This window comes from Lacrimispora xylanisolvens, assembly GCF_002934545.1.
In the GTDB taxonomy this organism is placed as follows: domain Bacteria; phylum Bacillota; class Clostridia; order Lachnospirales; family Lachnospiraceae; genus Lacrimispora; species Lacrimispora xylanisolvens.
The window spans coordinates 125,674-149,680 of record NZ_PTJA01000001.1 but is presented as its reverse complement, the minus strand read 5'-3'; the positions used below and the strand labels follow the sequence as shown (position 1 = coordinate 149,680).

Below are 24,007 nucleotides of genomic sequence, written 5' to 3'. Positions count from 1 at the left end.
ATAAGAAGGCTATTTATTTCCACAACTTTTATTTTTTTGTTGCGTAATGTAATTCAAAAATTGGTCAAATACCTGATAAAACTCTTCCTTTTCTGCCAAATGCACATTATGGTTTGTATTGCTCATCGTATAAACAATGGCATCTTTTAAACATGCTTCCATTTCCATAAAATCCTGTTTAGTGACACATCCTTCTCCTGCCGACTTTATAAGTAATGTTTTGCATGTAATCAGAGAAAGCAGATCCATCCAGTCATAATTATTCGCCCGATATGCGGCTAACGCCTGCTTTGAAAACATAAAGTGATATCCGGATTTATCTTCATATAAACTATTAACGAAATACTCTGTCTCCAGTTCAGAGCCTGATGACATTCTTATACACTCCAAAGCTTCTCTTCTTGTGTCAAATGTTTCGCGCCACTCCTTTGTAAAGGCATCGTATTCTTTTACCTGACTTGACAAGATAGGAGCGTGCTTTTCAGGCCCCTTCGCCGTCTTATCCAGAATAGCTGCCGCCTTAACCATATGGCGATACCTGGCAGCAAGATATCCCGCAATACCTCCCCCCATGGAATGCCCCACAAGAATGGCATGTTCTATGCCAAGCATCTCCATCAGTTCCCTGATATCTTCTCCCATTTCATCAATGGTATAATAGCCATCCGGTTTACTGCTTCGACCATGCCCTCTTAAGTCTGGCGCGATTACTCTGTATCGATCTGCGTAATGAATAATAAAATCACTCCAGGTTTCCGCTCTGCCATACATTCCATGGATACAGATAATCACCGGTTTTTCTTCCTTTGTATCATAATAAAACAATTCTGCTTTGCTTAAACTGGCTGTTTCCCTAAAAATTTTTCCCATATGTCTTTCTCCTTCTATTAGTTTTATATAAAACTATTTTATTAAAAAAATACAATTTTTTTAAAGCTCTGTTAAATTATATTTTTTAAATATCGCTAAAATTCCGGTTGATTTTTTCCAGGGATTTCATCAGGGCTTCCCGCTCTTCTTTTGGGATATCTTTATATACAGTTTCAAATAGATTCTTTGAAATATCCTCAAACATAGGTCTTAAATCCGTTCCCTTTTGCGTAAGGGAGAGATAGGTTATCCTGTTATCTCCCGCATCCCGTTCCTTTTTTATATATCCTAAACGGACCAGTTTTTCTATAAGCACAGTCACCGTTGATTTATCTTTTTTAATGGAACCTGCCAGATCCTTCATGGTAATTCTTTCTGTATTGAGTAATGTAAAAATAATATCTCCATGGGACGGTGCCAATTCATGCACTCCATAATCCGCCATTTTATCGATAATAAATTTATTTGCCTGCGCCCTGATCTTGGACAGCATTGATATAATGTCTTGTTCTCTCATAGTACTATAATAGTTTTATATAAAAGTATTGTCAAGCGGAATTTTTTTGCATTATAAAAGGCTGTCGTACCCAAAAGTACAACAGCCCTTTTCCTTATGCCGGCGACCGGAATCGAACCGGTACGGGCGATTAGGCCCGCAGGATTTTAAGTCCTGTGCGTCTGCCAGTTCCGCCACGCCGGCAACAACTGAATACAATGCTTGCGCACTGCACAACATAGAGATTATACAAAATCATATCTGACTTGTCAACTATTTTCGACTTTATTTCATCCTGAAAAAGGAAATAAAAAAGATTGTTTTTATCAATAATAGTAATTGTTTTTATTTTAACGATGTGATATAATAAAAAAAAATCCACTAAGGAGGGTATTTTATGGAGCGCATCGTAGTAATCGGAGCAAACCATGCAGGTACTGCTGCAATTAACACTATTTTAGATAATTATAAAGATAAAGAAGTAACAATATTTGATTCCAATAACAATATCAGTTTTTTAGGCTGCGGTATGGCTTTATGGATCGGAAACCAGATCACATCACCAGATGGGCTGTTTTATTGCAGCAAAGAGATTTTTGAACAGAAAGGCGCAAAAGTTTATTTAGAGACCATCGTTTATCATGTTGATTTTGAAAAGAAGGTGGTATTTGCAACAGGAAAAGATGGACAGAGTTATCAGCAGCCTTATGACAAGCTGATTATTGCCTCCGGATCACTTCCCATCTCTCCAAACATTGAGGGTACAGATCTTGCCAATGTTCAGTTCGTTAAATTATATCAGAACGCCAAGGAAGTCATTGAGAAGCTTCACGAATCCATGATCCGCAATGTTGTTGTTGTAGGTGCCGGATACATCGGTGTGGAACTGGCGGAAGCATTTAACCGGATTGGCAAGAAAGTCACTTTAATTGACAACATGAGTACCTGTCTGTCTGGTTATTACGATCGTGAATTTACAGATATTATGTCCAAAAATCTGGAGAGCCATGGAATTAAGCTCGCCTATGAAGAAACTGTAACCAGCCTGAAAGGCAACGGTAAAGTAGAAAAGGTTGTAACAGATAAAAATGAGTATGCAGCGGATATGGTAGTCCTGGGAATTGGCTTTAAGCCTAACAGCCAGCTGGGCAAAGATAATCTTAAACTGTTTAAGAATGGTGCTTATCTGGTTGACAGACATCAGCAGACAAGTATACCTGATGTTTATGCCATCGGAGACTGTGCTACTGTATTTGATAATTCCATTCAGGCTACCAACTATATTGCGCTTGCAACCAATGCGGTCCGCTCCGGTATCGTGGCAGCTCATAACGCCTGCGGCACCCCCCTTGAATCCATCGGTGTTCAGGGCTCCAATGGTATCTGTATCTGGAATCTGAAGATGGTATCTACCGGAATCTCATTGGAAAAAGCGAAAAAGCTGGGTTATGATGCAGCTGCAGCTGATTATGAAGATACGCAGAAACCTGCATTCATCCAGCATGATAATTATAAAGTTAAAATCCGGATTGTATATGATAAAAAGACACGGATTGTCTTAGGTGCACAGATGTGTTCTGAATATGATATCTCCATGGCAATTCACATGTTCTCACTTGCCATTCAGGAGCAGGTAACCATCGACCGGTTAAAGCTGACAGATATCTTTTTCCTGCCACATTTTAATAAGCCATACAATTACTTTACCATGGCAGCACTACAGGCAGAATAATCTGGTAATATGAAAAAGACGGTGTGTCCACTGGAACACACCGTCTTTTATAACGCTCTTTTTTTAATGGGCGGAGAAGGATTCGAACCTTCGAAATCGTCGATAACAGATTTACAGTCTGCCCCCTTTGGCCACTCGGGAATCCGCCCATGCTTTATCATCAAGCGAGTGTTATTTTAACATAGACAAGTTAAAAAATCAAGGTATTTTTAAAAAATTCTAATAAAAATGTACAAGTTATTCCCTGTCTCCCACCAGTAAAACTGAACTGAACGGAGGCATTAAAACACTTACGCAGCCATGTTCCACTGCAAATGAGATCTTACCTACATTATAACCACTCTCATACGTCAGCATAACCCGGGACATTGTCTCACCATCCTTCATACCAAGCTGCCACACCGGTATGGAAACCTCCTGCTCACTCATATGGTTGCTCACTGCAACTGCACAGATACAATTATTAAAAAAACGCCCGTACGCAATCAGGTGATCTCCTGTAAGAAGGGATTTTAATGAACCAATGCGCAGTGCCGGAAGACTTCGATGCAGCTCAGTCATATATCTGTGAAATTCAATCAGCTCCAGATTTTCATTTCCCCACGGATAAGTTCTCCGATTATCCGGATCTGTCCAACCGCAGACACCAGCCTCATCCCCGTAGTAAATGGCAGGTGCTCCCGGCCAGGTCATCTGAATCATCACACCTTCCCGGAATATGCCATAGCTGATCCCTTGGGAAGCAGCCTCGGGTCCTTCCGTTGAGGTACGGCCTGTCTTTCCATTGGTTCTTGTAAGGAACCGGGAATGATCATGGTTGGAGAGCTGGTTCATGGCGGTTAATATTGATCCTGACATCATACGGCTCATATGGTAATTCATGGAATGAAAGAATGTCTCACCATCTCCCAAAAGCTTTAAATTTTTCTCATCGCTATGTTTTTCCATACCGGTTAAAAACCAGGAGACAGGCTCCATAAATGCATCATAATTCATTACAGTATCCCATTCATCCCCCTGGAGCCATCCAGATGGATCTCCGTAATGCTCCGCCAGGACAATGGCATTGGGATTTGCTGCCTTAACCGCTTTTCGAAAGTCCTTCCAGAACTTATGATTAAACTGGCTGCTGTGGCCTAAGTCTGCTGCCACATCAAGACGCCACCCATCGGCGTTGTAAGGCTCAGAAACCCATTTAGCGGCAATATCCAGGATATAACGGCAAAGGGTCTCAGATCCCTCATAATTAAGCTTTGGCAGAGTGGAATGCCCCCACCATCCATCGTAAGAATCATTGTATGGCCATTTTGATTCAAAAAACTTAAAAAATGACTGGTAAGGACTGTTTTCCGATTCAAATGCTCCCGGCTCATAGTTCCCTGACAGTTCATAAATCCGTTCTCCGTCTAACCATTTATGAAATGAACCACAGTGATTAAATACACCGTCCAGAATCACTTTCATGCCGCGCTTATGGACTTCTGCCACAAATCTGGCAAAAAACTCATTGCTGGCCTTTAAATTTTCCCGATCCGTTGTGCGGATCATATACCTGGTAGCACTACGGTTATCAGAAGCTTCCGGAGTCAGCACCTCTCCTCCATCCTTTACAATCACACCGTAATGGGGATCTATATAATCATAATCCTGACAATCATACTTGTGGTTGGAAGGTGAAACAAATATGGGATTTAAATAAATGACTTCAACCCCTAGATTTTCAAGGTAGTCAAGCTTATCCCAGACCCCCTGTAAATCTCCGCCATAAAAGCAGCCCACATCAAACTGATCCGGATATTTATCCCAGTCATCCACTGCCATGACTCTTTGTCCGATATAGAGATATTCATCTTTTTCCACATCATTGGAGCGATCCCCGTTGTAAAAACGATCCACGAATATCTGGTACATCACAGCGCCTTTCGCCCAGTCAGGTGTGGAAAATCCCGGTACGATGGTAAACCAGCCCGTATCCGGATACTGCCAGACAGGGCCGAGACGGCTGTAATAGCACATCATATCTCCCTTAGTTACTGAAAAACAATATTGGATGGGGCAGTCTCCCGCCTTCAGCCTGTATTCATAATAATCAAACATATCGTCTGAATCTGTTTTAATCATGGCAAAACCGGACGGACTTCCGGTCTCAATATAATTTACAGAATCTGCATTATTAGCTGCCGTCCGGAAGAGAAGAACTACTTCATCTCCTTCCTCAGGTTCCGAAGGAAACCGGAAGCTTTCAGTTTCATCGGTGAATAATGCATCTAAATTTAACGCCTCTGCCTGGAAGCACATAGATTCTTCCTATCCTTTCCCATCTACTCTATTACCATTTTATCTGATTGGATTCAATTATACAACCCCGCCTTTTTCTAAATTGCAATAAAAAACGGCCAGCGGGGTAGCTGACCGTTTTTCGGAGAAGGTATTTCGTTTCTTATGGGGTGTAGCAAAAACTATATAATGTATTGGGGGGGTTTACGTTTATTAATATACCACGCCTGAGAAAATAAGTGTGCACAAACATCAATTTTTTATTAATATTTTTTTATGCATTTTTTCACCCATTCTCCACAGGCAACAAAAAAGCGCAGATTCGCAGGCAAAAACTTAGATATTTTACCGGATCTCTGCGCTTTTATCTCAAATCAAAGTTTCGTCATCAGACTTCTGCTTCAGCAGGAAACAGGCTTTCAAATTCTTTCTGGCCTATCTTCTCCTTTTCCATCAGCAGCTTACAGCAGGCATGAAGAACATCTTCATGTTTTAAGATAATTTCCTTTGCCTTCTCATAGCATTCATCAATAATTCGCTTCACTTCATTATCAATGGTATTGGCAACCTGGCCTCCATAATTCTTGGTATGAGCCAGATCCCTACCGATGAATACCTCATCGCCATCATTATCATAATTGATCATTCCAACCTGATCAGACATTCCATACTGGGTTACCATAGCCCTGGCAAGAGCTGTTGCCTGCTTGATATCCTGGGAAGCACCTGTGGTGATGTCGCCAAAGATAATCTCTTCTGCGATCCTTCCGCCCAGATCCACCATAATATCCTGCAGCATCTTGCCTTTCGTGTTAAACATATGATCACTTTCCGGAAGAGGCATGGTATAACCGGCAGCACTGACTCCCGTAGGTATGATGGATATGGTATGAACCGGTCCCTCATCCGGAAGCAGATGGAAAAGGATTGCATGCCCTGCTTCGTGGTAGGCCGTAATCTTCTTCTCTTTCTCCGTAATAACCTTGCTTTTCTTTTCCGCACCGATTCCCACCTTTACAAAGGCTTTATCGATATCAGACTGATTGATATACTTTTTCCCATGTCTTGCTGCATAAATAGCTACTTCATTCATCAGGTTCTCTAAATCTGCACCTGTGAATCCGGCTGTGGTCTGAGCGATTCTTCTTAAGTCCACATCTTCCGCCAGAGGTTTCTCCTTGGAATGAACCATTAAGATCTCTTCTCTTCCCTTCACATCCGGTCTCCCTACGCTGACCTTACGGTCGAAACGTCCGGGTCTTAAAATAGCCGGGTCTAAAATATCCACACGGTTGGTAGCTGCCATTACGATGATTCCTTCATTGATTCCAAAACCGTCCATCTCAACGAGAAGCTGGTTTAATGTCTGCTCTCTTTCATCATGGCCGCCGCCCATTCCGGTTCCTCTGCGGCGTGCAACTGCATCGATCTCATCGATAAAGATGATACACGGTGCGTGCTTCTTTCCCTCTTCAAACAAATCTCTGACACGGGATGCACCAACACCCACAAACATCTCAACGAAATCCGAACCGGAAATCGAAAAGAACGGTACACCCGCTTCTCCAGCCACTGCTTTAGCAAGAAGGGTTTTTCCTGTTCCGGGAGGTCCTACCAAAAGAATTCCCTTGGGAATACGGGCTCCCACGCCGGTATATTTTTGAGGATTCTTTAAGAAGTCCACAACTTCCTCCAGCTCCTCTTTCTCCTCTTCCAGTCCAGCTACCTTGCTGAAGTTTATTTTATTGGCATCCTTTGCAAGATGAGCACGGCTTCTTCCAAAATTCATCATCTTGGCATTGGCGCTGCCGGCTCCGGCTCTGGCATTCATTAACATAAACAGAAAAACCAGGGCTACTGCCGTTAAAATAATGGGTAGGGTTATGACAAGAAAAAGATTCTCTTTCTGGACTGCATCCACTGTGTAGGTAATTCCATTCCGGTCCAGAAGATCCTGGATCTCAATCACATTGGATACATTGGCCTGCTTTAATGAATTGTCAGTCATGACCATCTCGATTCTGCCGGTTGGCGGCGGATCGTTCTGTCTGACTGTCGCTGAGGTTATGGTCCCATTGTCAATCGCCTGCATGAGTTCCTGGTTTGTAATGATTCCGCTCTTTTGGGGCAGTCTGCTGGCAAATAATAGCATTATAGCCAGAAGGAGCAGGAATCCCAAGCCTTTAAATGGTTGCTGTTGTTTCAACATGCTGCCTCCTTATTGCTGTTCTATCACTCCAATATATGGCAAATTCCTGTATATCTGATCGTAGTCAAGACCATAACCGATGATAAACTCATCCGGTACGGTAAAGCAGGTATATTTCACTTCAACCTGTTTCTTCACCCGTCGTTCCGGTTTATCAAGCAGGGTACATAACTCAACACTGTTTGGATTTCTCTGTTTCAGCACCTCGATTAAGTAAGAAAGAGTATTGCCGGAATCAATGATATCCTCCACAATCAATACGTCCTTGCCTTCAATTGGGTCATCCAAATCTTTGATGATTTTCACGATTCCGCTTGATACGGTTCCGGATCCATAGCTGGAAACAGACATGAAGTCCATGGTTAACGGCAGACTAATCCGTTTTGCCAGTTCGCAGGTAAAGAAAACGCCTCCCTTTAAAATGCAAATCAGGTGAAGAGGTTTTCCCTCATAGTCCCTGCTGATCTCTTCTGCTACTTCCTTAATTCTTGTTGCTATCTCTTCCTCTGATAACATTACACGTATCTTGTCATCCATTAACTTTTCCTCCGTCTAGCTGCATTTGTATTACTGTATGGGTATCATCTGTTATCTTATAGTATTCACTGATCCGGTATCCGATTACCCATAGAACATGGGAACCTTCCGTTACGAGGGGAATTTTTCCACGTTCTTCTTTGGGAACCTTGGAATCGATCAGATAAGACTTTAAAGTCTTTCTTCCGCCCCCGGCCAGCGTCATGTAATCTCCGGTTTCCCGATACCTCACAGAAAGTGCACATTTGATTTTATCATAATCAAACCATTTCGTATACCCGTTTTTGGGAATTTCCATGCCTTTTTTGTAGGAAAATACAGAAAAATCAACATTTGGGAGAGAAACTTCCAGGTGGTTATCCACCAGATCTTCGACATTTTTCTTTTTTATCCACATTTGTTTCCCGGTTCTGACTGCAATCAGTCCTCCGGGAAGGTCAATCTGCCTGCCTGCAGGACCAAAAAGAAGCGCTGCCGCGCTTTCCACATGAATCATGGTAATGTCTTTCATGGACCCATTGACACCTTTAATCATCTGGCGGATTACATAACCCCTTATGATGTCATCCTCGTTTAAGAGTAGTTCAGTTCCGATTCCCCACTGATAAACGGTTCCGTCTTTGTCTTTCTTCAAATCTCCATGATTGGTCAGCAGGCTGTCTGCCTGTTTTTCCAGGTAGGCATCTGCTTTCGACGCCATTAAGCCTGCATGGATAATGTTCTCCCCTGCCCTTGCATTGAGCTGTTCCTTAATCTGGGGAAGGATCACTTTCCTGATCCGGTTTCTGGCATATTCGGTCTCACTGTTGGTGGAATCCTCACAATAAGATATCCCATTTTCGCTGAGATATGCAAGAATTTCCTCTCTTCCTACACAGAGCAGAGGCCGCACAATCCGGTCTCTTAATGGCCGCATTCCACCCAGACCCTTTAATCCGGTACCCCGGAATAAATTGTACAATATGGTCTCAGCCTGATCATCACCGTGATGAGCCACCGCAATCTTCGTTCCCTCGAATAATAATCTTTCTTCTTCAAAAATCTTATATCTTAAATGCCTTCCTGCTTCCTCCACAGACATTCCATGCTCTTTTGCATAGCCTGCTGCGTCTACATGAGCGCAGGAAAAGGGCACTCCCAGTTTTTCTGAGAGTTCCCCGGCATAGTTACTGTCTCTGTCCGCTTCTTCTCCTCTTAATCCATGATGAACATGCACTGCCTTTAAAGCCAGATCAAACTCCTGCTTCATTTCGTTTAAAACTACAAGAAGACAGACAGAATCGGCCCCACCGGATAACGCCACAATCACGCGGTCTCCCCGGTCAAACAGCTGGTTCCGTCTGACATAATCTAAAATCGTTTTGTACATTCAGCCACCTTCCTTAGTTGATTTTCTCCCCTCTCTATCATAAATATACCCGTAAAACATGTCTGTTGCAATTATTATTTTCTTTTCCATATTCCTGCAGTCAGCACCGTCATATCATCGGCGGCACTTTCTGTAAATGATCTTGCAAATAAAAGAATCCGATCCGCCATATCCTGGGGATTCTTTATTGGCATTCCTGCAATAAACTCCTGAAGCATCAGCTCCTTGTCATCTGCAGGAAGTGCATCTAAGACGCCGTCGCTTACCATGATGATCCGGTTATCATCCCACAGCTTCTTGGATAAAAGCACCGGTTCCACAGGACTTAATATACCCATGGGTACTTCGCCTGCCTCTAAGCGTTCCACACCTCTCTCACTGCGGATATAGGTGGCCGCTGCTCCCAGCTTCATAGCCTCCATGATTCCGGTCTTTAAATCAATGCAGCATAAGTCAAGGGTGGCCGGATGCTGGGTTAGTCCGGTAAGAAGAAGTACGGTATTTACCATTTTCAGCGCCGCCCTGGTAGAAAATCCGGCTTCCAGCAGTCTCTGGGTCAGCTCGATTACCTGTCTGCTCTCTTCCTCTGCTATTTTACCGCTTCCCATGCCGTCAGACAGACTCATAATAGCCTGTCCTGGCTGAACCTGTCCAAATGTATAGTTATCTCCGGAAATCTCTTCTCCTGTTTTAACGGCCTTTGCAGCACCATAGATAATCTGATAATCTCCCTTTTCAACAAAGCGGATGGTGTCCGCTGACCTGGTAACCAGAGTTCTTCCGTCAGGAGCAACCGTCCACTCCCCTTCTTCCATGGCATCCTCTAATATCTCTGCCGCCTCCTTAACCGTGACGCAGCGCCCATTTAAAGTTCTCATAGTGAGATAGGCCTCTCTCTGCTGATTCTCATATTCCAGGAGAAGCATTTTTTCTATCACAATATGATTTTTGCGGAAAGCCCGTTTGATCTCCTCTTCCCATTCCGGTGTAATGTCAGTTGCATGCTCCACCTGATGGGAAAATTCTTCTAAAATCACTGCCAGTTCTTTAAACTGAACAATGATTGCATCCCTGCTTTCCAAAAAACGGTTCTTCCATGCAAGATTCATGGTCGCCCGCCCAAGCCCCCTGTTTAAGTGAGCCAGATATTCTTCCCTTCTTTTACAGCTTTCCAGAAAAAAACGGGGCATGTCCCCGTAATCTACGCTTCCCTTTTGTTCAAACGCACGAATTAAATACTGCAGATAATACTGGTTGTCCTGTTCCTTACCGGGATATACGATACATTTGTTGCAGCCTGCGCATACCATTGCAGCAGCAGTCTCCAGTGCTGCTATCCCATCTTCCTTTGTAAGTCCCTGTTCTGCGGACAGCTCATCTGTGCACGCTCTGGCAAGTTCCCCTAGCGAATTTGCCATGTCGTTTAATCTCTTTGCCGTATATACATTCACATCAGCCATATCGTGATGTGCCGCCTTACGTCTGAACACAAAAATCCCTCCTGCCTGTATCATGCTTTAAACCATTATATACAGGCAGGAGGGAAAATTTTGTCAAAACAGCTGATTCATTTTTAAAATTGTACGACAGTTTCCTCTAATTATGTCCAAGTTTTTTGGGCATCAAGGGATACCCGCAGGGTGCTCCTCTAATTATGTCCAGGTTTTTTAGACATAGGGGGATACCCGCAGAGATTCTACTTCTTCTGCGATGGTTTCAATAGTATTTCATCGGGTTTCACAAGCCCCAGCTTCTGCTTTGCCACTTCCTCCACATACTGCTTGGTCTGGACATATACCCGGTATTCTTCCAGTTCTTTGGCACGACTCTGCTCCTTGTCCACCTGCGCCTGAAGATTTTGCAGGCGATACTGATATTCCAGTTCTTTTTCTTTGAGCGAAGCACCTTCAATCGTGACAATCACTGCCAGACTGAATACCACAAAGGTAATTCCAATCAAGGTCATGCGGTTGCCCCATCTATCTTTTCTTTTTCTTCTTGACTTTCCCATCTTATTCATACAATCACCAGTTGTTCCTACTGCCGTCTCTTTGGACGGATCCACTTATGCATTATCATTTTAAGGTATTTCTGAAGGTTTTTCAAGGATTTTAAAAAAAACCTGCTGACCAGCCGGTCATATAAAAACATCCCAAGAAAAACCCCGGCTATGACATATCCTCTCAAACCTCCGTCATTTTGTTCATACAACAGGGAAAATGTCACCAGCGCGGCATAAACCCAATAAATCATGTCCTCAATTCCTGTAAATACATAAGAATGAGGAATAAATATACGGAAAATTCGAAGCAGGTCATATGTCATCATAAGCCCTGCACCTGTAAAAAAGCTGTAGAGCAGAAGTTTTACTTCATATACGATATGAACGCTCATATGACTCCCTCTGGATTTTATTTAAACAGCCTGGACAGAAGAGACTCCCCTGACCTTCTAAGAGCCTCGTTAGAGGAATATAAAAGACTCTCTATGGTGCCGTTTAAATCCACTTCCCCCTTTTCCAGAGTTAACCGGCTGACATGAAGATCCTTGCCCTTTAAAGTCAAAAGCCCCATATCCGTATCCAGTACCACCTGGTTTTCATCGAAAGATACCACGTCCCGTATTCCAGTCATCGTACTGGAAGCACGATTATCTATTGTCAGCCTGTGAGGGCGTACGCTTATCTTTTCTTCCATAAAGAAAAACCTCCTAATATACCTGTATAAAGTATATTAGGAGGCGAGCTCCAATATTCCTGAAATTAAACTTTTGTATCAAGTCAAAGGCTAAAGATATCGATAAAGCTCTTTTGCCTCATCTTTTTTTACGGTTTCCGCCACATCAAGAACCTCTACCTTAACCGAACTGGTGCCAAAGTGTATTTCAATTACATCGCCTTCCTTAATGTTTAAGGAGGCTTTTGCAGGTTTATCATTCACAAGCACACGGCCTGCATCACAGGCTTCGTTTGCTACGGTTCTTCTCTTAATGATCCTGGAAACTTTCAGAAACTTATCAAGTCTCATGGATTATGCGTTCACCATATCCTTTAATGCCTTACCTGCTTTGAACTTTGGAGTCTTGGAAGCCGGTATATTCATTACTTCACCGCTCTTAGGATTTCTGCCTTCTCTGGCAGCTCTCTCAGATACTTCGAATGTACCAAAGCCAACTAACTGGATTTTCTCGCCCTTAACTAATTCTTCAGATATTACATCTGTTAAAGCTTTTACTGCCTTTTCTGCATCCTTCTTGGACAGCTCTGCTTTCTCTGCTACTGCCGCGATTAACTCTGCTTTGTTCATTGATATCTTCCTCCTAGAATGTAGCACCAGGCTACTGATTTTCTCGTTGACACGATTACTATATCATTTATAGCTGTTTCTCCTGTTTTTGTCAAGGTTTTTTGCTCTTTTCGCGAGCCTTCTCCTGCATTTTTATCGCATTCCAGACAGCCTCTCCCTCTTCCGACGAAATCACCTTTTTATCGCCAAAAACATGGGGATGTCTGCGGATCATTTTCTCACAGATTCCATTCACCACATCGTCGATGGAAAAGCAGTGGCTTTCCTTGGCAATCTGGCTGTGCAGCATTACCTGAAACAAAACATCTCCCAGTTCTTCACAAAGATTTTCCATATCCTTATGGTCAATTGCCTGGAATACTTCCTGGCTCTCTTCCTCCAGATGCTTTTTTAAGCTCTCGTGAGTCTGTTCTCTGTCCCAGGGACAACCATCCTCCGCCCGCAGTTTATTTGTAATATCTACTAAATCTTGAAAAGTATACATGCACGGAACCTCCTTTTTTCAGATTATAACACATACCGGGGGAATCTGTTTCCAATTCTGACGTTTTTCTGACATTTGTCCCGGACCCCTGTTAAAAATCCCTTGATTCTATTATAATAAGTGCAGTTAAATAAAACCGGAGGTTAACATGAAACATTTTAGTATATGGAAAAAAATAGCCGCCTGCGTGCTGTTTATTAACATCGTTTTAAGTGCATTTACACCTGAAATTGTGACGCCCGGAAGTACCGCCGATGAGTTGACAGCCGTACGTATGGGCATTGGTCCTTCCTTAAATATCGGCCCTGGCGGCAAGATCTTTAACGGAGGGAGCCTTTCCCTTCTTGCAGATTATGACAACCGTCAGATGCTTTCCATGGTATTGCAGGACAAGAACGGATCTCTGGTAGTCATTGACGGCGGCTGGGATATTGATGCGGATCATTTAAGTGATGTAATCCGTTCAAAAGGCGGACATGTCTCTGCCTGGTTTGTCACCCATCCCCACTCCGACCACGTGGGAGCACTGGTTAAAATTTTAAATAATCCAGATCGTAAAATTACAATTGACAATGTTTACTATTCTCTTGCGGACCAGTCCTGGTATGATAAGGTAGAGTCCTCCCGATCTCTTTTGGTAACGGATTTGCGTTCTGCCTTATCTACACTCCCGGCAGCAAGTCTCCATACCGTGAAAAAAGGAGACGAGATCCAGGTGGGCTCAATAAAGGCCAAGGTACTGAATAACCCATACTTGCTTGATGTAACATCAGTAAACAACAGCTCTGTTGCATACAAATTCTTTTTAAACAATGTAAGCATTCTTGTTTTGGGAGATATGGGGCCTGAGGCGGGAAAACTTCTTTTGGAAGAGACAAGCGCAGCTGATTTAAAAAGCGATATTGTGCAGATGTCCCACCATGGACAGTATGGCGTAAGCCGGGAAGTATACGCAGCCATTAAACCCCAGATCGCATTATGGCCATGTCCGCTCTGGCTGTGGAATAATGATAACGGCAGCGGTATCGGCAGCGGCGACTGGAAAACCCTGGAGACCAGAAAATGGATGGAAGAGCTGGGTGTAAAGGTTAACTATTGTATTAAGGATGGCGATCAGACCATCAACTAATCACGACCCGTCATCAAAACGGCAGCCTATTAATTTCTGGCTGCCGTTTTTAGTTGCGCATTTTTTGTATTAATCCCCTCCAGGACCGTCTCTTCTTGGTCTTTCTGATTCTGGCAGTGGCTCTACATAAAAACCGTCTTTGTAAGGGTCCGTATCAATCTCCGGGATATCGCCATCACTGTAGTCATCCTCTTCGGGCATAAAAATCCTCATGTTCTCACCTCCTTAACCTTCCATCTGGCGTCCTAAAAATCCGGCAGCTGTTGTCGCAAGTTTTGTCTCCATATCACCAAAGCGTGCTCTTGGCTCTCTGCTTAAAAGTGCAACTGCTCCAATGGCATCTCCTTCGCAAATAATTGGTGCCACTACCTGAGCCGTTATGCCTTCCAGGGTCTCTCCTGTCAATGCTACAAATCCTTTATCATCTTTTCCTGCCACAACAACGGTACGCTCATTAATGATTGTCTCCAGCTGCTTGCTGATGGTCTTTTGGAGAAGCTCCTTTTTTGATCCGCCAGCCACAGCGATAATCTGATCGCGGTCACTGATACATACGGTCAGTCCGGTAGTCTGTGCCATTGCTTCCGCATACTGGGAAGCAAATGCAGTAAGCTCTACCATAGGAGAATATTTTTTTAATATAATTTCGCCTTCTCTGTCTGTAAATATCTCAAGCGGAGTTCCTTCTCTGAGTCTGAGTGTTCGTCTGATCTCTTTTGGTATTACCACGCGTCCAAGATCATCAATTCTTCTTACAATACCAGTTGCTTTCATATTTAATATTCCTCCATCTTGTGCATTTTTATATCACTGATATTATTTTGCATCGATTACACCAGATTATACTTAAGTCTGCCATTTTTCCCAAATTTTAAAATCAGGGCCAGACTTTTAATAAAGTCTAACCCTGATTTTTAATTAGTAAATTATGAAATTTTAAGAAGTGGGATGTTCCATACCCAGATTAAAAATCACCTTGTTTGACACGATGGGGAACTTCTTTTGAAGAGGTTATATACGCCTCATGTGCCACTTTTGCTGCCGGATTATCGGGAACAGGGGACACAAATCTGTTTTCAAAAGAACCATAGCGCTGAATGGTTAATTCATCTGATACTCGTTGGAGAAGATACATACCTAAAACGTCCATAGCTACCACCTTTCTTCGAAACAAATGTATTGAAGTAAGAAAGCATCCGGGACTTAATCCCATCTTCTACTATTAGTATATCACAAAATGCCGAAAAATCAACCAGACAAGCCTTATTTTTTTAGTTATATTTTCTATATTTTTCTATTTATCAGATAATTCACTAATCTGCTTCAAGATGATCTCAGCCTGGCTTATCATAGCATCTGTTGTCGCATTTTTCTTCCGGTCAAGGTAGGCAAATTTGGGTTCTTCTCCCATATGGAATTTTAAATCTCCTCTGTACTGCTCTATAATCTTAGGAATTCCTTCTACCTTAAGCTTTGCATTCCGGTACATGGTAAGCCGGATTTCCTGGCGGTTAATATTTACCTCGGTCACATAGGCGCTGTGTGCCAGGGCCTTTAATGCCGCAACCTTAAGGAGATTCTCAACCGGCTTTGGCATCTCGCCGAAACGGTCCATCAGTTCATCCTGCATATCCATATGTTCTTCTTCGTTTTCAATCGAAGAAATGCGCTTATAGATATCAAGTTTCTGATATTCATTTTTAATATAAGAGGTTGGAATGTAGGCATCGATATCGCAGTCCACCACGGTCTGGTAAGTGTCCTCTTCTTTTCTTTCACCCTTCAGTTCCAAAACCGCCTGGTTCAAAAGTTTGCAGTAAAGATCATACCCCACCGCTTCCATATGGCCATGCTGCTCTGCACCCAGAACATTGCCTGCTCCTCTTATTTCCAGGTCACGCATGGCAATTTTGATACCAGAGCCAAGCTCTGTAAATTCCCGGATCGCCTGAAGACGTTTCTCTGCTTCTTCTTTTAACATCTTATCCCGTTTATACATGAGAAACGCGTATGCAGTACGGCTGGAACGTCCTACACGCCCTCTTAACTGGTAAAGCTGGGAAAGTCCCATTCGGTCCGCATCCTGAATAATCATGGTGTTTGCATTGGAAATATCAAGTCCTGTCTCAATAATTGTGGTACATACCAGAACATCAATTTCACCGTTTACAAAATCAAACATGATTCGTTCCAGTTCATGCTCATGCATCTGTCCATGAGCAAATGTAACCACTGCCTCCGGAACCAGCTTTGCAATGTGGTTTGCGATTTCATCGATGTTATTAACCCGGTTATATACATAATAGACCTGTCCTCCCCTTGACAGTTCCCTGTGGATGGCTTCCCGGACCATTTCGTCATTATGCTCCATTACATAGGTCTGTATGGGCATTCGGTCAACAGGGGGCTCTTCCAGAACGCTCATGTCCCGGATTCCCACAAGGCTCATATGAAGGGTCCTTGGGATTGGGGTGGCGGTAAGGGTAAGAACGTCAATGTTTTCTTTTAACTGCTTGATTTTCTCCTTATGGGCAACTCCAAAACGCTGTTCTTCATCAATAATCAAAAGACCCAGATCCTTAAACTGCACATCTTTGGATAATACACGGTGGGTGCCTACCACGATATCCACCATGCCTTTTCTTAAGTCTTCCACCGTTTTCTTAATCTGGGCAGAGGTCTTAAACCGGGACATTAAATCCACCCGCACCGGAAAGTCTTTCATTCTCTGTGCAAAGGTATTATAATGCTGTTGAGCCAGAATCGTGGTGGGAACCAGGTAGACCACCTGTTTTCCTTCCTGAACCGCTTTAAAGGCCGCTCTCAGTGCAATTTCCGTTTTACCATATCCCACATCTCCGCAGATTAAACGGTCCATAATTTTGCCGCTTTCCATATCTGCTTTTGTGGATTCGATTGCATCCCACTGATCCTCAGTCTCTTCGTAGGGAAACATCTCTTCAAACTCTTTCTGCCAGACCGTATCCTCACTGTAACGGAATCCATGTGTCTGCTGTCTGGCTGCATAGAGCATAACCAGATCCTTGGCTATCTCTTTTACAGCACCCTTTACTCTGGTTTTGGTTTTATTCCACTGATCTCCTCCAAGGCGGTTCAGCTTTGGCTTCTTGGCTTCCGCACCGGCATACTTCTGAATTCCGTCAAGCCTTGTAGCAGGAAGATAAAGGTTGCCGTTTTCTGCATACTCCACTTTCAGGTAATCCTTGATGACGCCATCCTGTTCTATCTTTTCAATTCCCCGGTATATTCCCAGGCCATGGTCCTCATGAACCACATAATCACCAACAGCGAGATCGGAGAAGTTCTGGATTCTGGTACCTTCATAGACCGTCTTTTTCCGTTTACGTTTCTTTTTCTCCACACCAAACATGTCGCCTTCGGTGATCACAAGGAATTTGATCATGGGGTATTCAAATCCCCGGTGAATGTTGCCGTGGGTGACCAGAATTTCTCCCGGCTTTACCTCATGCTCCCCATCCTGATCGTCCGGGCAGTAAGCGCGTAATTCGTATTCTCTTAAATCGCCTGCCAGACGGCTGGCTCTGGTTCTGGAGGCGGACAGAAGGATGACCCGGTATCCCTCCCGCTTCCATCTGGTTAAATCCTTAATAAGCAGTTCGAAACTGTTTTGATAGGAATTAACGTTTTTCACCTGAAAACTGTAGCGGTTTTTCACCACAAAGCCTGACAGCTTCTGTTCCAGACCGGTTAAATATACTCCGCTTTTCATCTGAATTCTGGCTAACATCTCTTTTGCCGGATAAAGAAGATTCGTCTGCCCCGGAAGGAGATAACCATTTTCCAGACGATGAATCATGCTTTCCCGGAATTCCATCTCAACAGTTTCTCCCTTTTCCTTCAGCCGCTCCGGCTCATCTAAGAAAAAGACTGTATCTTCAGGAGAAAAATAATCAAGGAAGGATACGCTTCCTTTACAGAAGTACTGAATATAGCCATCAAGTCCATGCTGCTTCCAGCCTTCCTTTAAGCCTTCTATCAGTTCTGAAACAATGGACCGGATTCTGGCGGCTTCCTGAATCTTTGACTGAGCCCGCAGATCTTTTTCATATTTTTTCAGCTCTTTTTGAAGTTCCTCCAGCCCATCGTTAATCTGCTGGGAGGTAAGAACCATCTCTGTGGCAGGATAAATACAGATTTCATCAAGCTGGTCTATGGATCTCTGACTTTCTAAATCAAAGGTTCGGATGGAGTCCACCTCATTGTCCCAAAGTTCAATACGGACAGGAAGTTCTTCTGTTAAGGGAAAAATATCGATGATACCGCCACGGATGGAAAACTGCCCCATTCCATCTACCTGGCCCATACGCTCATATCCCAGCTGGGTAAGCTGCTTTTTCCACAGCTCCACATCAATAATCTGGCCGTTCTCAACAGAAAGCGCCTGTTTCTTCAAATCAGCAAGAGGCATAAGGTGGTCCATCAGACCGTCAAAGGTTGTTACCACCCAACCGGAGGACTGTTCCATTAAATGACGGAATACCTCCATTCGCTGCTTGGTCAGCAGATTTCCATGGATATCTGCATTGAAAAACAGCAAGTCCCTTGCGGGATAAAGCCACGTGTCAGAATCAAAATAGCGTAGGTCTTCATAGATCTCTCTTGCCCTGGTATCATCATAGGTGATCACCAGCTTAAGACCTGCCTGTTTTGCCGCTTCATACATCAGATGAACTTTCTGGGAATCCATGCAGCCACTTGCCATCACTGGTCCGGCCTTCTTTTTCAGATCAGTGCAAAGACCTTCAAAATCTTTTAGTTCCCTTAATGGTTTCTCAAATAGATCGTTCATGAAATCTCCTTATTTCTTCCTGTTGAAATAATTCATCGCCTTTTCAGCTCCGTCTTCCACCATCATGATTGCCGCCTCTGCCGCTGCCACGTAAGCATCCGCCATAACAGACTCCAGCTCTTTTGGAAAACGTCCAAGCACATAGTCTGCCAGATCCATCTCCTTAGGCTTCTCACCCACTCCAACTCTGATTCTTGGAAATTCCTGGGTTCCTAAGTGCTGTATGATGTTTTTCAGTCCGTTGTGTCCACCGGCACTTCCTTTCAGACGAATCCGAAGCTGTCCCTCCACAAGGTTGATGTCATCGCAGATCACGATAACATGTTCCGGTTCAACCTTATAAAAGTCAGCCATGGAACGGATGCTCTCTCCGCTTAAATTCATATAGGTCTGGGGTTTTGAGAGAATAACCTTCTGATATCCTGCCATTCCCATCCCATAGATTGCTTTATGCTTCTTTTCCGTCATGGGGATTCCCAGTTTGTCCGCCAGAACATCAATAGCCTCAAAACCCACGTTGTGTCTTGTTTTATCATATTCTCTAGTTGGATTACCTAATCCTGCGATGATGTACATGATGATTCTCCTTATTATTGTCTATATTAACAGCAGTTGCATTTCATGACTGATCATGGAGTTTTATGAACGCCCGAAAAGCGTTAGATTTCCCATATGGGGGCACCTAACGCGATTCCTCTCATTTTAGCAGTTTAAAAGAAGGATGTAAAGGCAGAATCACAGAATAATTTTATTCCATTGAAATCATTCAGCCAGAAAGCTATAATGTAGGTATTTGAGAAAGGAACCTGACATGGAACAAACAATTAATACTTACCGCATGATTCTTTTAAGCTCATTAACTAAAGTATTTACTGATGAAGAGCCCTTATTTTATCCGGAATGCTGCCGTCTTACCGGTCTTTATGGGGAAACGGTTTCTTTTCAGACAGCCTGCTCCTTTTCCGGTGAAGAGAAGGAAACGCTTCAGGTTTTAATCGATTCTCCCCTGGAAAAACAGATCCGGATCAGACAGGTGATATCCGTCCCCTCCGCTTACCCTGCTCATGAAAAACGGGACAGTCATTATCTACGCCACACTCCGGGCCTTTACCCGGATCTTCTTAGAAATCTGGATCATGACAGTCTCCTTCTGGTACCCGGCAAATGGCAAAGTTTGTGGGTGTATGTATCTCTCACCAGCGAAATCAACCCAGGTATCTATCCAATAACCGTTTCACTCATAAAATCCGATCAGTCAATTGCTGCATCAGTCACAGCCACACTGGAAATCATACCTGCCTCATTGCCCATGCAGGAACTGATTCACACCCAGTGGTTTCATGGGGACTGCCTGGCTGATTATTATCATGTCCCCGTTTTTTCTGAGGAACATTGGACTATTCTTGAGCATTTTATTTCTCTTTACGCAAAAAGAGGAATGAATATGATACTAACACCAATCTTCACCCCGCCGCTTGATACGGCAAGAGGCGGAGAGCGGACCACCATACAGCTGGTGGATATCATTGAAGAGAACGGTATTTACCAGTTTGATTTCACCAGGTTAAGAAGATGGGTATCAATCTGTAAAGCATCTGGAATCAGATATTTTGAAATGGCTCATCTCTTTACTCAATGGGGCGCAGAATCTGCACCTAAGATTTTGGTTACAACCCACGGGACGGAAATTAAACGGTTTGGCTGGCATACCCCTGCCATAGGGGACTACACCTGTTTCCTTAATCAGTTTCTTCCTGCACTGAAAGAGGAGTTAAAGCTCCTGGATCTCTTAGATGATACCTGGTTCCACATATCCGACGAACCAAAACCTGCCAACTTCAACTCCTATGCTGCAGCCAGAGAATCCGTTATGGAACACTTAAAGGGCTGCAAGCTGATAGATGCTCTTTCTGATTATTCTTTTTATGAATCCGGTCTGGTAGATCGCCCCGTTTGTGCTACCGACCATATAGAAGCATTTTTACAGCACGGTGTCCCCCATTTGTGGAGCTACTATTGTACCGCTCAGTGTGTTGATGTTGCCAACCGCTTTATGGCGATGCCTTCAGAAAGGAACCGGATCTATGGGATTCAGGTTTATAAATTTGGAATTGAAGGTATCCTTCACTGGGGCTTTAACTTTTATAATTCCGAATATTCTCTGGAGCACATCAACCCTTATCTGGTCACGGACAGCGGGGGGAGTTTTCCATCCGGAGATGCATTTTTAGTTTATCCGGGAGCGGACAGGCATCCGGAAGAGTCCATACGGCTTATGGTTTTATACGAAGCCATACAGGATCACAGAGCGTTAAAGCTGCTGGAACAGCACATCGGCAGAGAAGCTGTAATTGATCTTTTAGAAGAGGACTTATCGGAACCAATTACGTTTCAGACGTATCCGAAATCAGCAGCCTATCTAATTGCAGTCAGAAATAAAATTAACCGGGCGCTAAAACAATTTATTTAAAAAAAGATGCTGCAGGTCAGACATATCTCCTGCAGCATCTTCTATTTATTTACTTTCTGAAATCAATCATAACTTTAAGCATATTTCCCGGATTATTTGCAAAATCCTCAAATGCCCTGGGGGCATCCTCTAAGGAGTATGTATCAGTAATAATCTGATCAAGAAGAATTTCACCTGATTTTACCAGATCGATCAGTTCTATAAAGTCTTTCTTTAATGCATTTCTGGAACCAAAGACATTTAACTCTTTTTTCTGGATCAGCGTAAAATTAAAATCAAGATTCTTCTTTCCTACTCCGATTACGACTACTCTTCCTCCAAAACAGGCTGCATCAATGCAGTTCTGGAAAGTAGACGGCAGACCCACTGCTTCGATTGTGACATCAAAACCATTTCCATTTGTTATCCGCTCCACCTCGTTGACAAAATGCATGGGAGAAGAATTTAAAATTGTTCCATCAACACCAAACGACTGGGCAAGTTTCAGTTTGCCTTCGGATACATCCGATATATATACTACGGCTCCTTTTGCTTTTGCTGCAATTGCCGCAAGAATACCAATGGTTCCGGCGCCTACAACCAGTACCTTTTCCATAGGCCGTACATCTGCTCTGCTGACACCATGATAGCTGATACAAAAAGGCTCTATGGCAGCCAGAACTTTCGGATCCAGACCTTTCCCCTCATAAATCCGTTCCACCGGCATGGTAATGTATTCTGAAAATGCACCGTCCATCTGACAGCCCATGGTGTGATTGTCCTGGCAGGCATTTACTATCCCCTGAGAGCAGGAGTAGCAGGTTCCGCAATTGAAATATGGATTACAGGTTACGATCATGCCAGGTTTCAGACCTTGGGAATTTTCATCTATTTCCACAATTTCAGCAGAAAACTCATGCCCTGGAATTCTGGGATAATCAAAGTACGCAAAGGTTCCCTTATAAGAGCCAAGATCACTGCCGCAAATACCGCCGTATAACACCTTTAAAAGAGCTTCACCACTTTTACGTACAGGTATCTGAGTCTCTTTCACCACTACTTCACCAGGTGCGTTTATATAAATTGCCTTCATTCCTGCAGCCTCCTAATATTGTCCATTCCAGATTTCTACTCTGGGATAATTGGTTGGTTCAACCGGTTTATTCTTTAAAAGCTGGAGCCATTCTCCGAATGCCATCATCATAACTCCCACACCCTTCTGCTCATCAGCTACAACTTCCTCTTTTAAATAATACTCAACACTTCCATCACGGAAAAGATTGTCTGCCGGACCGAGCCCGGCTCCTTTGCAGATACCGGTCAGCTGGATTTTTCCTTCATACTGTTGAAACATCCGTGTTTCCACTCCAATCAGTATTTCTTCTCCTCTGCCCCGGTACTTTGCCTCCTCTAAAACGCCAAGGCGTACACCCTTTAAAATTCCATAAGCAAACATAATTGAGGAGGAGGTTTCAAGGTAATTTCCTTTCACATCTTTTAAAGCGGTCAGCTGATAGAACAATCCGCTTTCTTTGTCCTGATAAAGAAGCAGTCCGTCTACCGCCTCCTTTAAAAGTTCTCCCAGCCTGTTCCGGTGTTTTGTCTCCTCCTCTGGCAGTATTTCATAACAGTCAATGAGCGCCATCAGATACCAGCCCAGAGCCCTGGACCAGAAATTTTTTGATAATCCGGTTTCTTTATCTGCCCAGAATATTTCTTTTGCCTCATCCCAGCCATGGTAATAAAGCTTTTTCCCTTCATCAAACAACGTATTTCTTGCATTATTAAACTGCATCATTACATCGTCATAAGCATCTCTCGTTCCAAACATTTTTTCGTAGGTAAGATAATAGGGCATTCCCATATAAAGGCCATCCAGCCAGATCTGATTTGGATAAATTTTTTTATGCCAGAAGCTTCCGCTTTTCGTCCTTGGATGATGTTTCAGCTGCAGCCTCAGGGCTTCTATTGCTTTCCGGTATTTGATTTCCCCGCTTTTTTCATATAATAAGAACAAAACAAGACCGGACGGAATTCTGTCAATATTATATTCTTCTCTTTCATACCCCTTAATATTGCCATCTTCATCAACATAGCGATCTACATAGTTCCTGATACAGTCATAATAAAATGACTCACCTGTGGCATGAAATAATTTCTCAGCTCCAATTAAAATGCAGCCATCCTCATAGTTCCAAACCTCCCGGTCAAGATCATTGAATTCTTTTATGTAATTCTTGATATAGCGCTCAAATACCATTGTTATAGTCTCCTGTAATTTCATTACTTGGCATTTTATTAATTTGGGCTGTCCTTTTA

General features: G+C 43.2%; 23 protein-coding genes and 2 tRNA genes. 3 read left to right on the top strand and 22 right to left on the bottom strand.

The window, feature by feature from the left end; all coding sequences use genetic code 11:
- Window positions 1-9: 9 nt before the first annotated feature.
- The 3 genes from BXY41_RS00730 to BXY41_RS00720 all read right to left on the bottom strand — a co-directional run bounded on the left by BXY41_RS00730 (window position 10) and on the right by BXY41_RS00720 (window position 1,570).
- Window positions 10-870 carry an alpha/beta fold hydrolase gene (locus BXY41_RS00730; protein WP_104433560.1) on the bottom strand — a complete coding sequence of 287 codons (861 nt, stop codon included), beginning with the start codon at window positions 868-870 and terminating at the stop codon, window positions 10-12.
- Between the two features lie 85 nt (window positions 871-955).
- Entirely contained in the window at window positions 956-1,363 is a 408-nt protein-coding gene (locus BXY41_RS00725) for a MarR family winged helix-turn-helix transcriptional regulator (RefSeq protein ID WP_242980002.1), read from the bottom strand.
- 121 nt (window positions 1,364-1,484) lie between these two features.
- A tRNA-Leu gene (locus tag BXY41_RS00720) sits at window positions 1,485-1,570 on the bottom strand.
- Window positions 1,571-1,763: 193 nt separating this feature from the next.
- On the opposite strand from BXY41_RS00720, the gene nox reads away from it, so the two are divergent.
- A complete protein-coding gene (gene nox, locus BXY41_RS00715) occupies window positions 1,764-3,098 on the top strand; it encodes a H2O-forming NADH oxidase (protein WP_104433556.1) in 1,335 nt (444 codons plus the stop codon).
- Between the two features lie 67 nt (window positions 3,099-3,165).
- On the opposite strand, the gene BXY41_RS00710 is transcribed toward nox, so the two are convergent.
- From BXY41_RS00710 to BXY41_RS00655, 12 genes are all read right to left on the bottom strand, one after another.
- Window positions 3,166-3,247: transfer RNA gene (locus BXY41_RS00710), tRNA-Tyr, on the bottom strand.
- A gap of 88 nt (window positions 3,248-3,335) precedes the next feature.
- Complete coding sequence (locus BXY41_RS00705) at window positions 3,336-5,396, bottom strand: glycoside hydrolase family 13 protein (protein ID WP_104433554.1); 2,061 nt, start codon at window positions 5,394-5,396, stop codon at window positions 3,336-3,338.
- A gap of 367 nt (window positions 5,397-5,763) precedes the next feature.
- Window positions 5,764-7,581, bottom strand: a complete 1,818-nt coding sequence (gene ftsH / locus BXY41_RS00700; protein WP_104434587.1) for an ATP-dependent zinc metalloprotease FtsH — start codon at window positions 7,579-7,581, stop codon at window positions 5,764-5,766.
- 12 nt (window positions 7,582-7,593) lie between these two features.
- Entirely contained in the window at window positions 7,594-8,121 is a 528-nt protein-coding gene (gene hpt / locus BXY41_RS00695; RefSeq protein ID WP_104433552.1) for a hypoxanthine phosphoribosyltransferase, read from the bottom strand.
- Window positions 8,114-9,490 (bottom strand): tRNA lysidine(34) synthetase TilS, encoded by a 1,377-nt coding sequence (gene tilS, locus BXY41_RS00690; RefSeq protein ID WP_104433550.1) that lies wholly within the window; start codon window positions 9,488-9,490, stop codon window positions 8,114-8,116. Before tilS ends, hpt begins: the two co-directional genes overlap by 8 nt.
- A 74-nt stretch (window positions 9,491-9,564) precedes the next feature.
- A complete protein-coding gene (locus BXY41_RS00685; protein ID WP_341457781.1) occupies window positions 9,565-10,980 on the bottom strand; it encodes a SpoIIE family protein phosphatase in 1,416 nt (471 codons plus the stop codon).
- A gap of 206 nt (window positions 10,981-11,186) precedes the next feature.
- Entirely contained in the window at window positions 11,187-11,510 is a 324-nt protein-coding gene (locus BXY41_RS00680) for a septum formation initiator family protein (RefSeq protein ID WP_104433546.1), read from the bottom strand.
- Window positions 11,511-11,527: 17 nt separating this feature from the next.
- Window positions 11,528-11,884, bottom strand: coding sequence for a spore cortex biosynthesis protein YabQ (gene yabQ, locus BXY41_RS00675; protein WP_104433544.1), 357 nt, complete (start codon window positions 11,882-11,884; stop codon window positions 11,528-11,530).
- Between the two features lie 17 nt (window positions 11,885-11,901).
- On the bottom strand, window positions 11,902-12,186 hold the full coding sequence (gene yabP / locus BXY41_RS00670; RefSeq protein WP_104433542.1) for a sporulation protein YabP: 285 nt from the start codon (window positions 12,184-12,186) through the stop codon (window positions 11,902-11,904).
- 90 nt (window positions 12,187-12,276) lie between these two features.
- A complete protein-coding gene (locus BXY41_RS00665; protein ID WP_104433540.1) occupies window positions 12,277-12,516 on the bottom strand; it encodes an RNA-binding S4 domain-containing protein in 240 nt (79 codons plus the stop codon).
- A 3-nt stretch (window positions 12,517-12,519) separates the two neighbouring features.
- A complete protein-coding gene (locus tag BXY41_RS00660; protein ID WP_268875600.1) occupies window positions 12,520-12,822 on the bottom strand; it encodes an HU family DNA-binding protein in 303 nt (100 codons plus the stop codon).
- A 64-nt stretch (window positions 12,823-12,886) separates the two neighbouring features.
- The gene (locus tag BXY41_RS00655) at window positions 12,887-13,279 is read right to left on the bottom strand and encodes a MazG family protein (RefSeq protein WP_104433539.1); all 393 of its coding nucleotides are present in this window, start codon (window positions 13,277-13,279) and stop codon (window positions 12,887-12,889) included.
- A 148-nt stretch (window positions 13,280-13,427) separates the two neighbouring features.
- On the opposite strand from BXY41_RS00655, the gene BXY41_RS00650 reads away from it, so the two are divergent.
- A complete protein-coding gene (locus BXY41_RS00650; RefSeq protein ID WP_104433537.1) occupies window positions 13,428-14,408 on the top strand; it encodes a ComEC/Rec2 family competence protein in 981 nt (326 codons plus the stop codon).
- Window positions 14,409-14,477: 69 nt separating this feature from the next.
- Here BXY41_RS00650 and BXY41_RS00645 read toward each other — a convergent pair whose 3' ends face one another.
- The 5 genes from BXY41_RS00645 to pth all read right to left on the bottom strand — a co-directional run bounded on the left by BXY41_RS00645 (window position 14,478) and on the right by pth (window position 19,815).
- Complete coding sequence (locus tag BXY41_RS00645; protein WP_104433535.1) at window positions 14,478-14,621, bottom strand: AE-binding protein; 144 nt, start codon at window positions 14,619-14,621, stop codon at window positions 14,478-14,480.
- 12 nt (window positions 14,622-14,633) lie between these two features.
- Entirely contained in the window at window positions 14,634-15,182 is a 549-nt protein-coding gene (gene spoVT, locus BXY41_RS00640; protein ID WP_104433533.1) for a stage V sporulation protein T, read from the bottom strand.
- Window positions 15,183-15,372: 190 nt separating this feature from the next.
- On the bottom strand, window positions 15,373-15,558 hold the full coding sequence (locus BXY41_RS00635) for a hypothetical protein (protein WP_104433531.1): 186 nt from the start codon (window positions 15,556-15,558) through the stop codon (window positions 15,373-15,375).
- A 144-nt stretch (window positions 15,559-15,702) separates the two neighbouring features.
- On the bottom strand, window positions 15,703-19,239 hold the full coding sequence (gene mfd, locus BXY41_RS00630; RefSeq protein ID WP_104433529.1) for a transcription-repair coupling factor: 3,537 nt from the start codon (window positions 19,237-19,239) through the stop codon (window positions 15,703-15,705).
- 9 nt (window positions 19,240-19,248) lie between these two features.
- Window positions 19,249-19,815 (bottom strand): aminoacyl-tRNA hydrolase, encoded by a 567-nt coding sequence (gene pth, locus BXY41_RS00625; protein ID WP_104433527.1) that lies wholly within the window; start codon window positions 19,813-19,815, stop codon window positions 19,249-19,251.
- Window positions 19,816-20,050: 235 nt separating this feature from the next.
- Here pth and BXY41_RS00620 point away from each other — a divergent pair, with 235 nt between their 5' ends.
- Window positions 20,051-21,709 (top strand): DUF4091 domain-containing protein, encoded by a 1,659-nt coding sequence (locus tag BXY41_RS00620; protein ID WP_104433525.1) that lies wholly within the window; start codon window positions 20,051-20,053, stop codon window positions 21,707-21,709.
- Window positions 21,710-21,758: 49 nt separating this feature from the next.
- On the opposite strand, the gene BXY41_RS00615 is transcribed toward BXY41_RS00620, so the two are convergent.
- Both BXY41_RS00615 and BXY41_RS00610 read right to left on the bottom strand, forming a co-directional pair.
- Complete coding sequence (locus BXY41_RS00615) at window positions 21,759-22,781, bottom strand: zinc-binding dehydrogenase (protein ID WP_104433523.1); 1,023 nt, start codon at window positions 22,779-22,781, stop codon at window positions 21,759-21,761.
- A gap of 12 nt (window positions 22,782-22,793) precedes the next feature.
- Entirely contained in the window at window positions 22,794-23,948 is a 1,155-nt protein-coding gene (locus tag BXY41_RS00610; RefSeq protein ID WP_104433521.1) for a glycoside hydrolase family 88/105 protein, read from the bottom strand.
- Window positions 23,949-24,007: the final 59 nt, after the last annotated feature.

Excerpts from the sequence above, each read along its gene's own strand:
- BXY41_RS00650 (WP_104433537.1), top strand. The coding sequence starts at position 13,428 with ATGAAACATTTTAGTATATGGAAAAAAATAGCCGCCTGCGTGCTGTTT.
- BXY41_RS00665 (WP_104433540.1), bottom strand. The coding sequence starts at position 12,516 with ATGAGACTTGATAAGTTTCTGAAAGTTTCCAGGATCATTAAGAGAAGA.
- hpt (WP_104433552.1), bottom strand. The coding sequence starts at position 8,121 with ATGGATGACAAGATACGTGTAATGTTATCAGAGGAAGAGATAGCAACA.
- mfd (WP_104433529.1), bottom strand. The coding sequence starts at position 19,239 with ATGAACGATCTATTTGAGAAACCATTAAGGGAACTAAAAGATTTTGAA.
- spoVT (WP_104433533.1), bottom strand. The coding sequence starts at position 15,182 with ATGAAAGCAACTGGTATTGTAAGAAGAATTGATGATCTTGGACGCGTG.
- BXY41_RS00680 (WP_104433546.1), bottom strand. The coding sequence starts at position 11,510 with ATGAATAAGATGGGAAAGTCAAGAAGAAAAAGAAAAGATAGATGGGGC.
- BXY41_RS00655 (WP_104433539.1), bottom strand. The coding sequence starts at position 13,279 with ATGTATACTTTTCAAGATTTAGTAGATATTACAAATAAACTGCGGGCG.
- BXY41_RS00645 (WP_104433535.1), bottom strand. The coding sequence starts at position 14,621 with ATGAGGATTTTTATGCCCGAAGAGGATGACTACAGTGATGGCGATATC.
- nox (WP_104433556.1), top strand. The coding sequence starts at position 1,764 with ATGGAGCGCATCGTAGTAATCGGAGCAAACCATGCAGGTACTGCTGCA.
- BXY41_RS00610 (WP_104433521.1), bottom strand. The coding sequence starts at position 23,948 with ATGGTATTTGAGCGCTATATCAAGAATTACATAAAAGAATTCAATGAT.
- tilS (WP_104433550.1), bottom strand. The coding sequence starts at position 9,490 with ATGTACAAAACGATTTTAGATTATGTCAGACGGAACCAGCTGTTTGAC.
- yabP (WP_104433542.1), bottom strand. The coding sequence starts at position 12,186 with ATGGAAGAAAAGATAAGCGTACGCCCTCACAGGCTGACAATAGATAAT.
- BXY41_RS00615 (WP_104433523.1), bottom strand. The coding sequence starts at position 22,781 with ATGAAGGCAATTTATATAAACGCACCTGGTGAAGTAGTGGTGAAAGAG.
- BXY41_RS00620 (WP_104433525.1), top strand. The coding sequence starts at position 20,051 with ATGGAACAAACAATTAATACTTACCGCATGATTCTTTTAAGCTCATTA.
- BXY41_RS00730 (WP_104433560.1), bottom strand. The coding sequence starts at position 870 with ATGGGAAAAATTTTTAGGGAAACAGCCAGTTTAAGCAAAGCAGAATTG.
- pth (WP_104433527.1), bottom strand. The coding sequence starts at position 19,815 with ATGTACATCATCGCAGGATTAGGTAATCCAACTAGAGAATATGATAAA.
- BXY41_RS00635 (WP_104433531.1), bottom strand. The coding sequence starts at position 15,558 with ATGGACGTTTTAGGTATGTATCTTCTCCAACGAGTATCAGATGAATTA.
- BXY41_RS00725 (WP_242980002.1), bottom strand. The coding sequence starts at position 1,363 with ATGCTGTCCAAGATCAGGGCGCAGGCAAATAAATTTATTATCGATAAA.
- yabQ (WP_104433544.1), bottom strand. The coding sequence starts at position 11,884 with ATGAGCGTTCATATCGTATATGAAGTAAAACTTCTGCTCTACAGCTTT.
- BXY41_RS00705 (WP_104433554.1), bottom strand. The coding sequence starts at position 5,396 with ATGTGCTTCCAGGCAGAGGCGTTAAATTTAGATGCATTATTCACCGAT.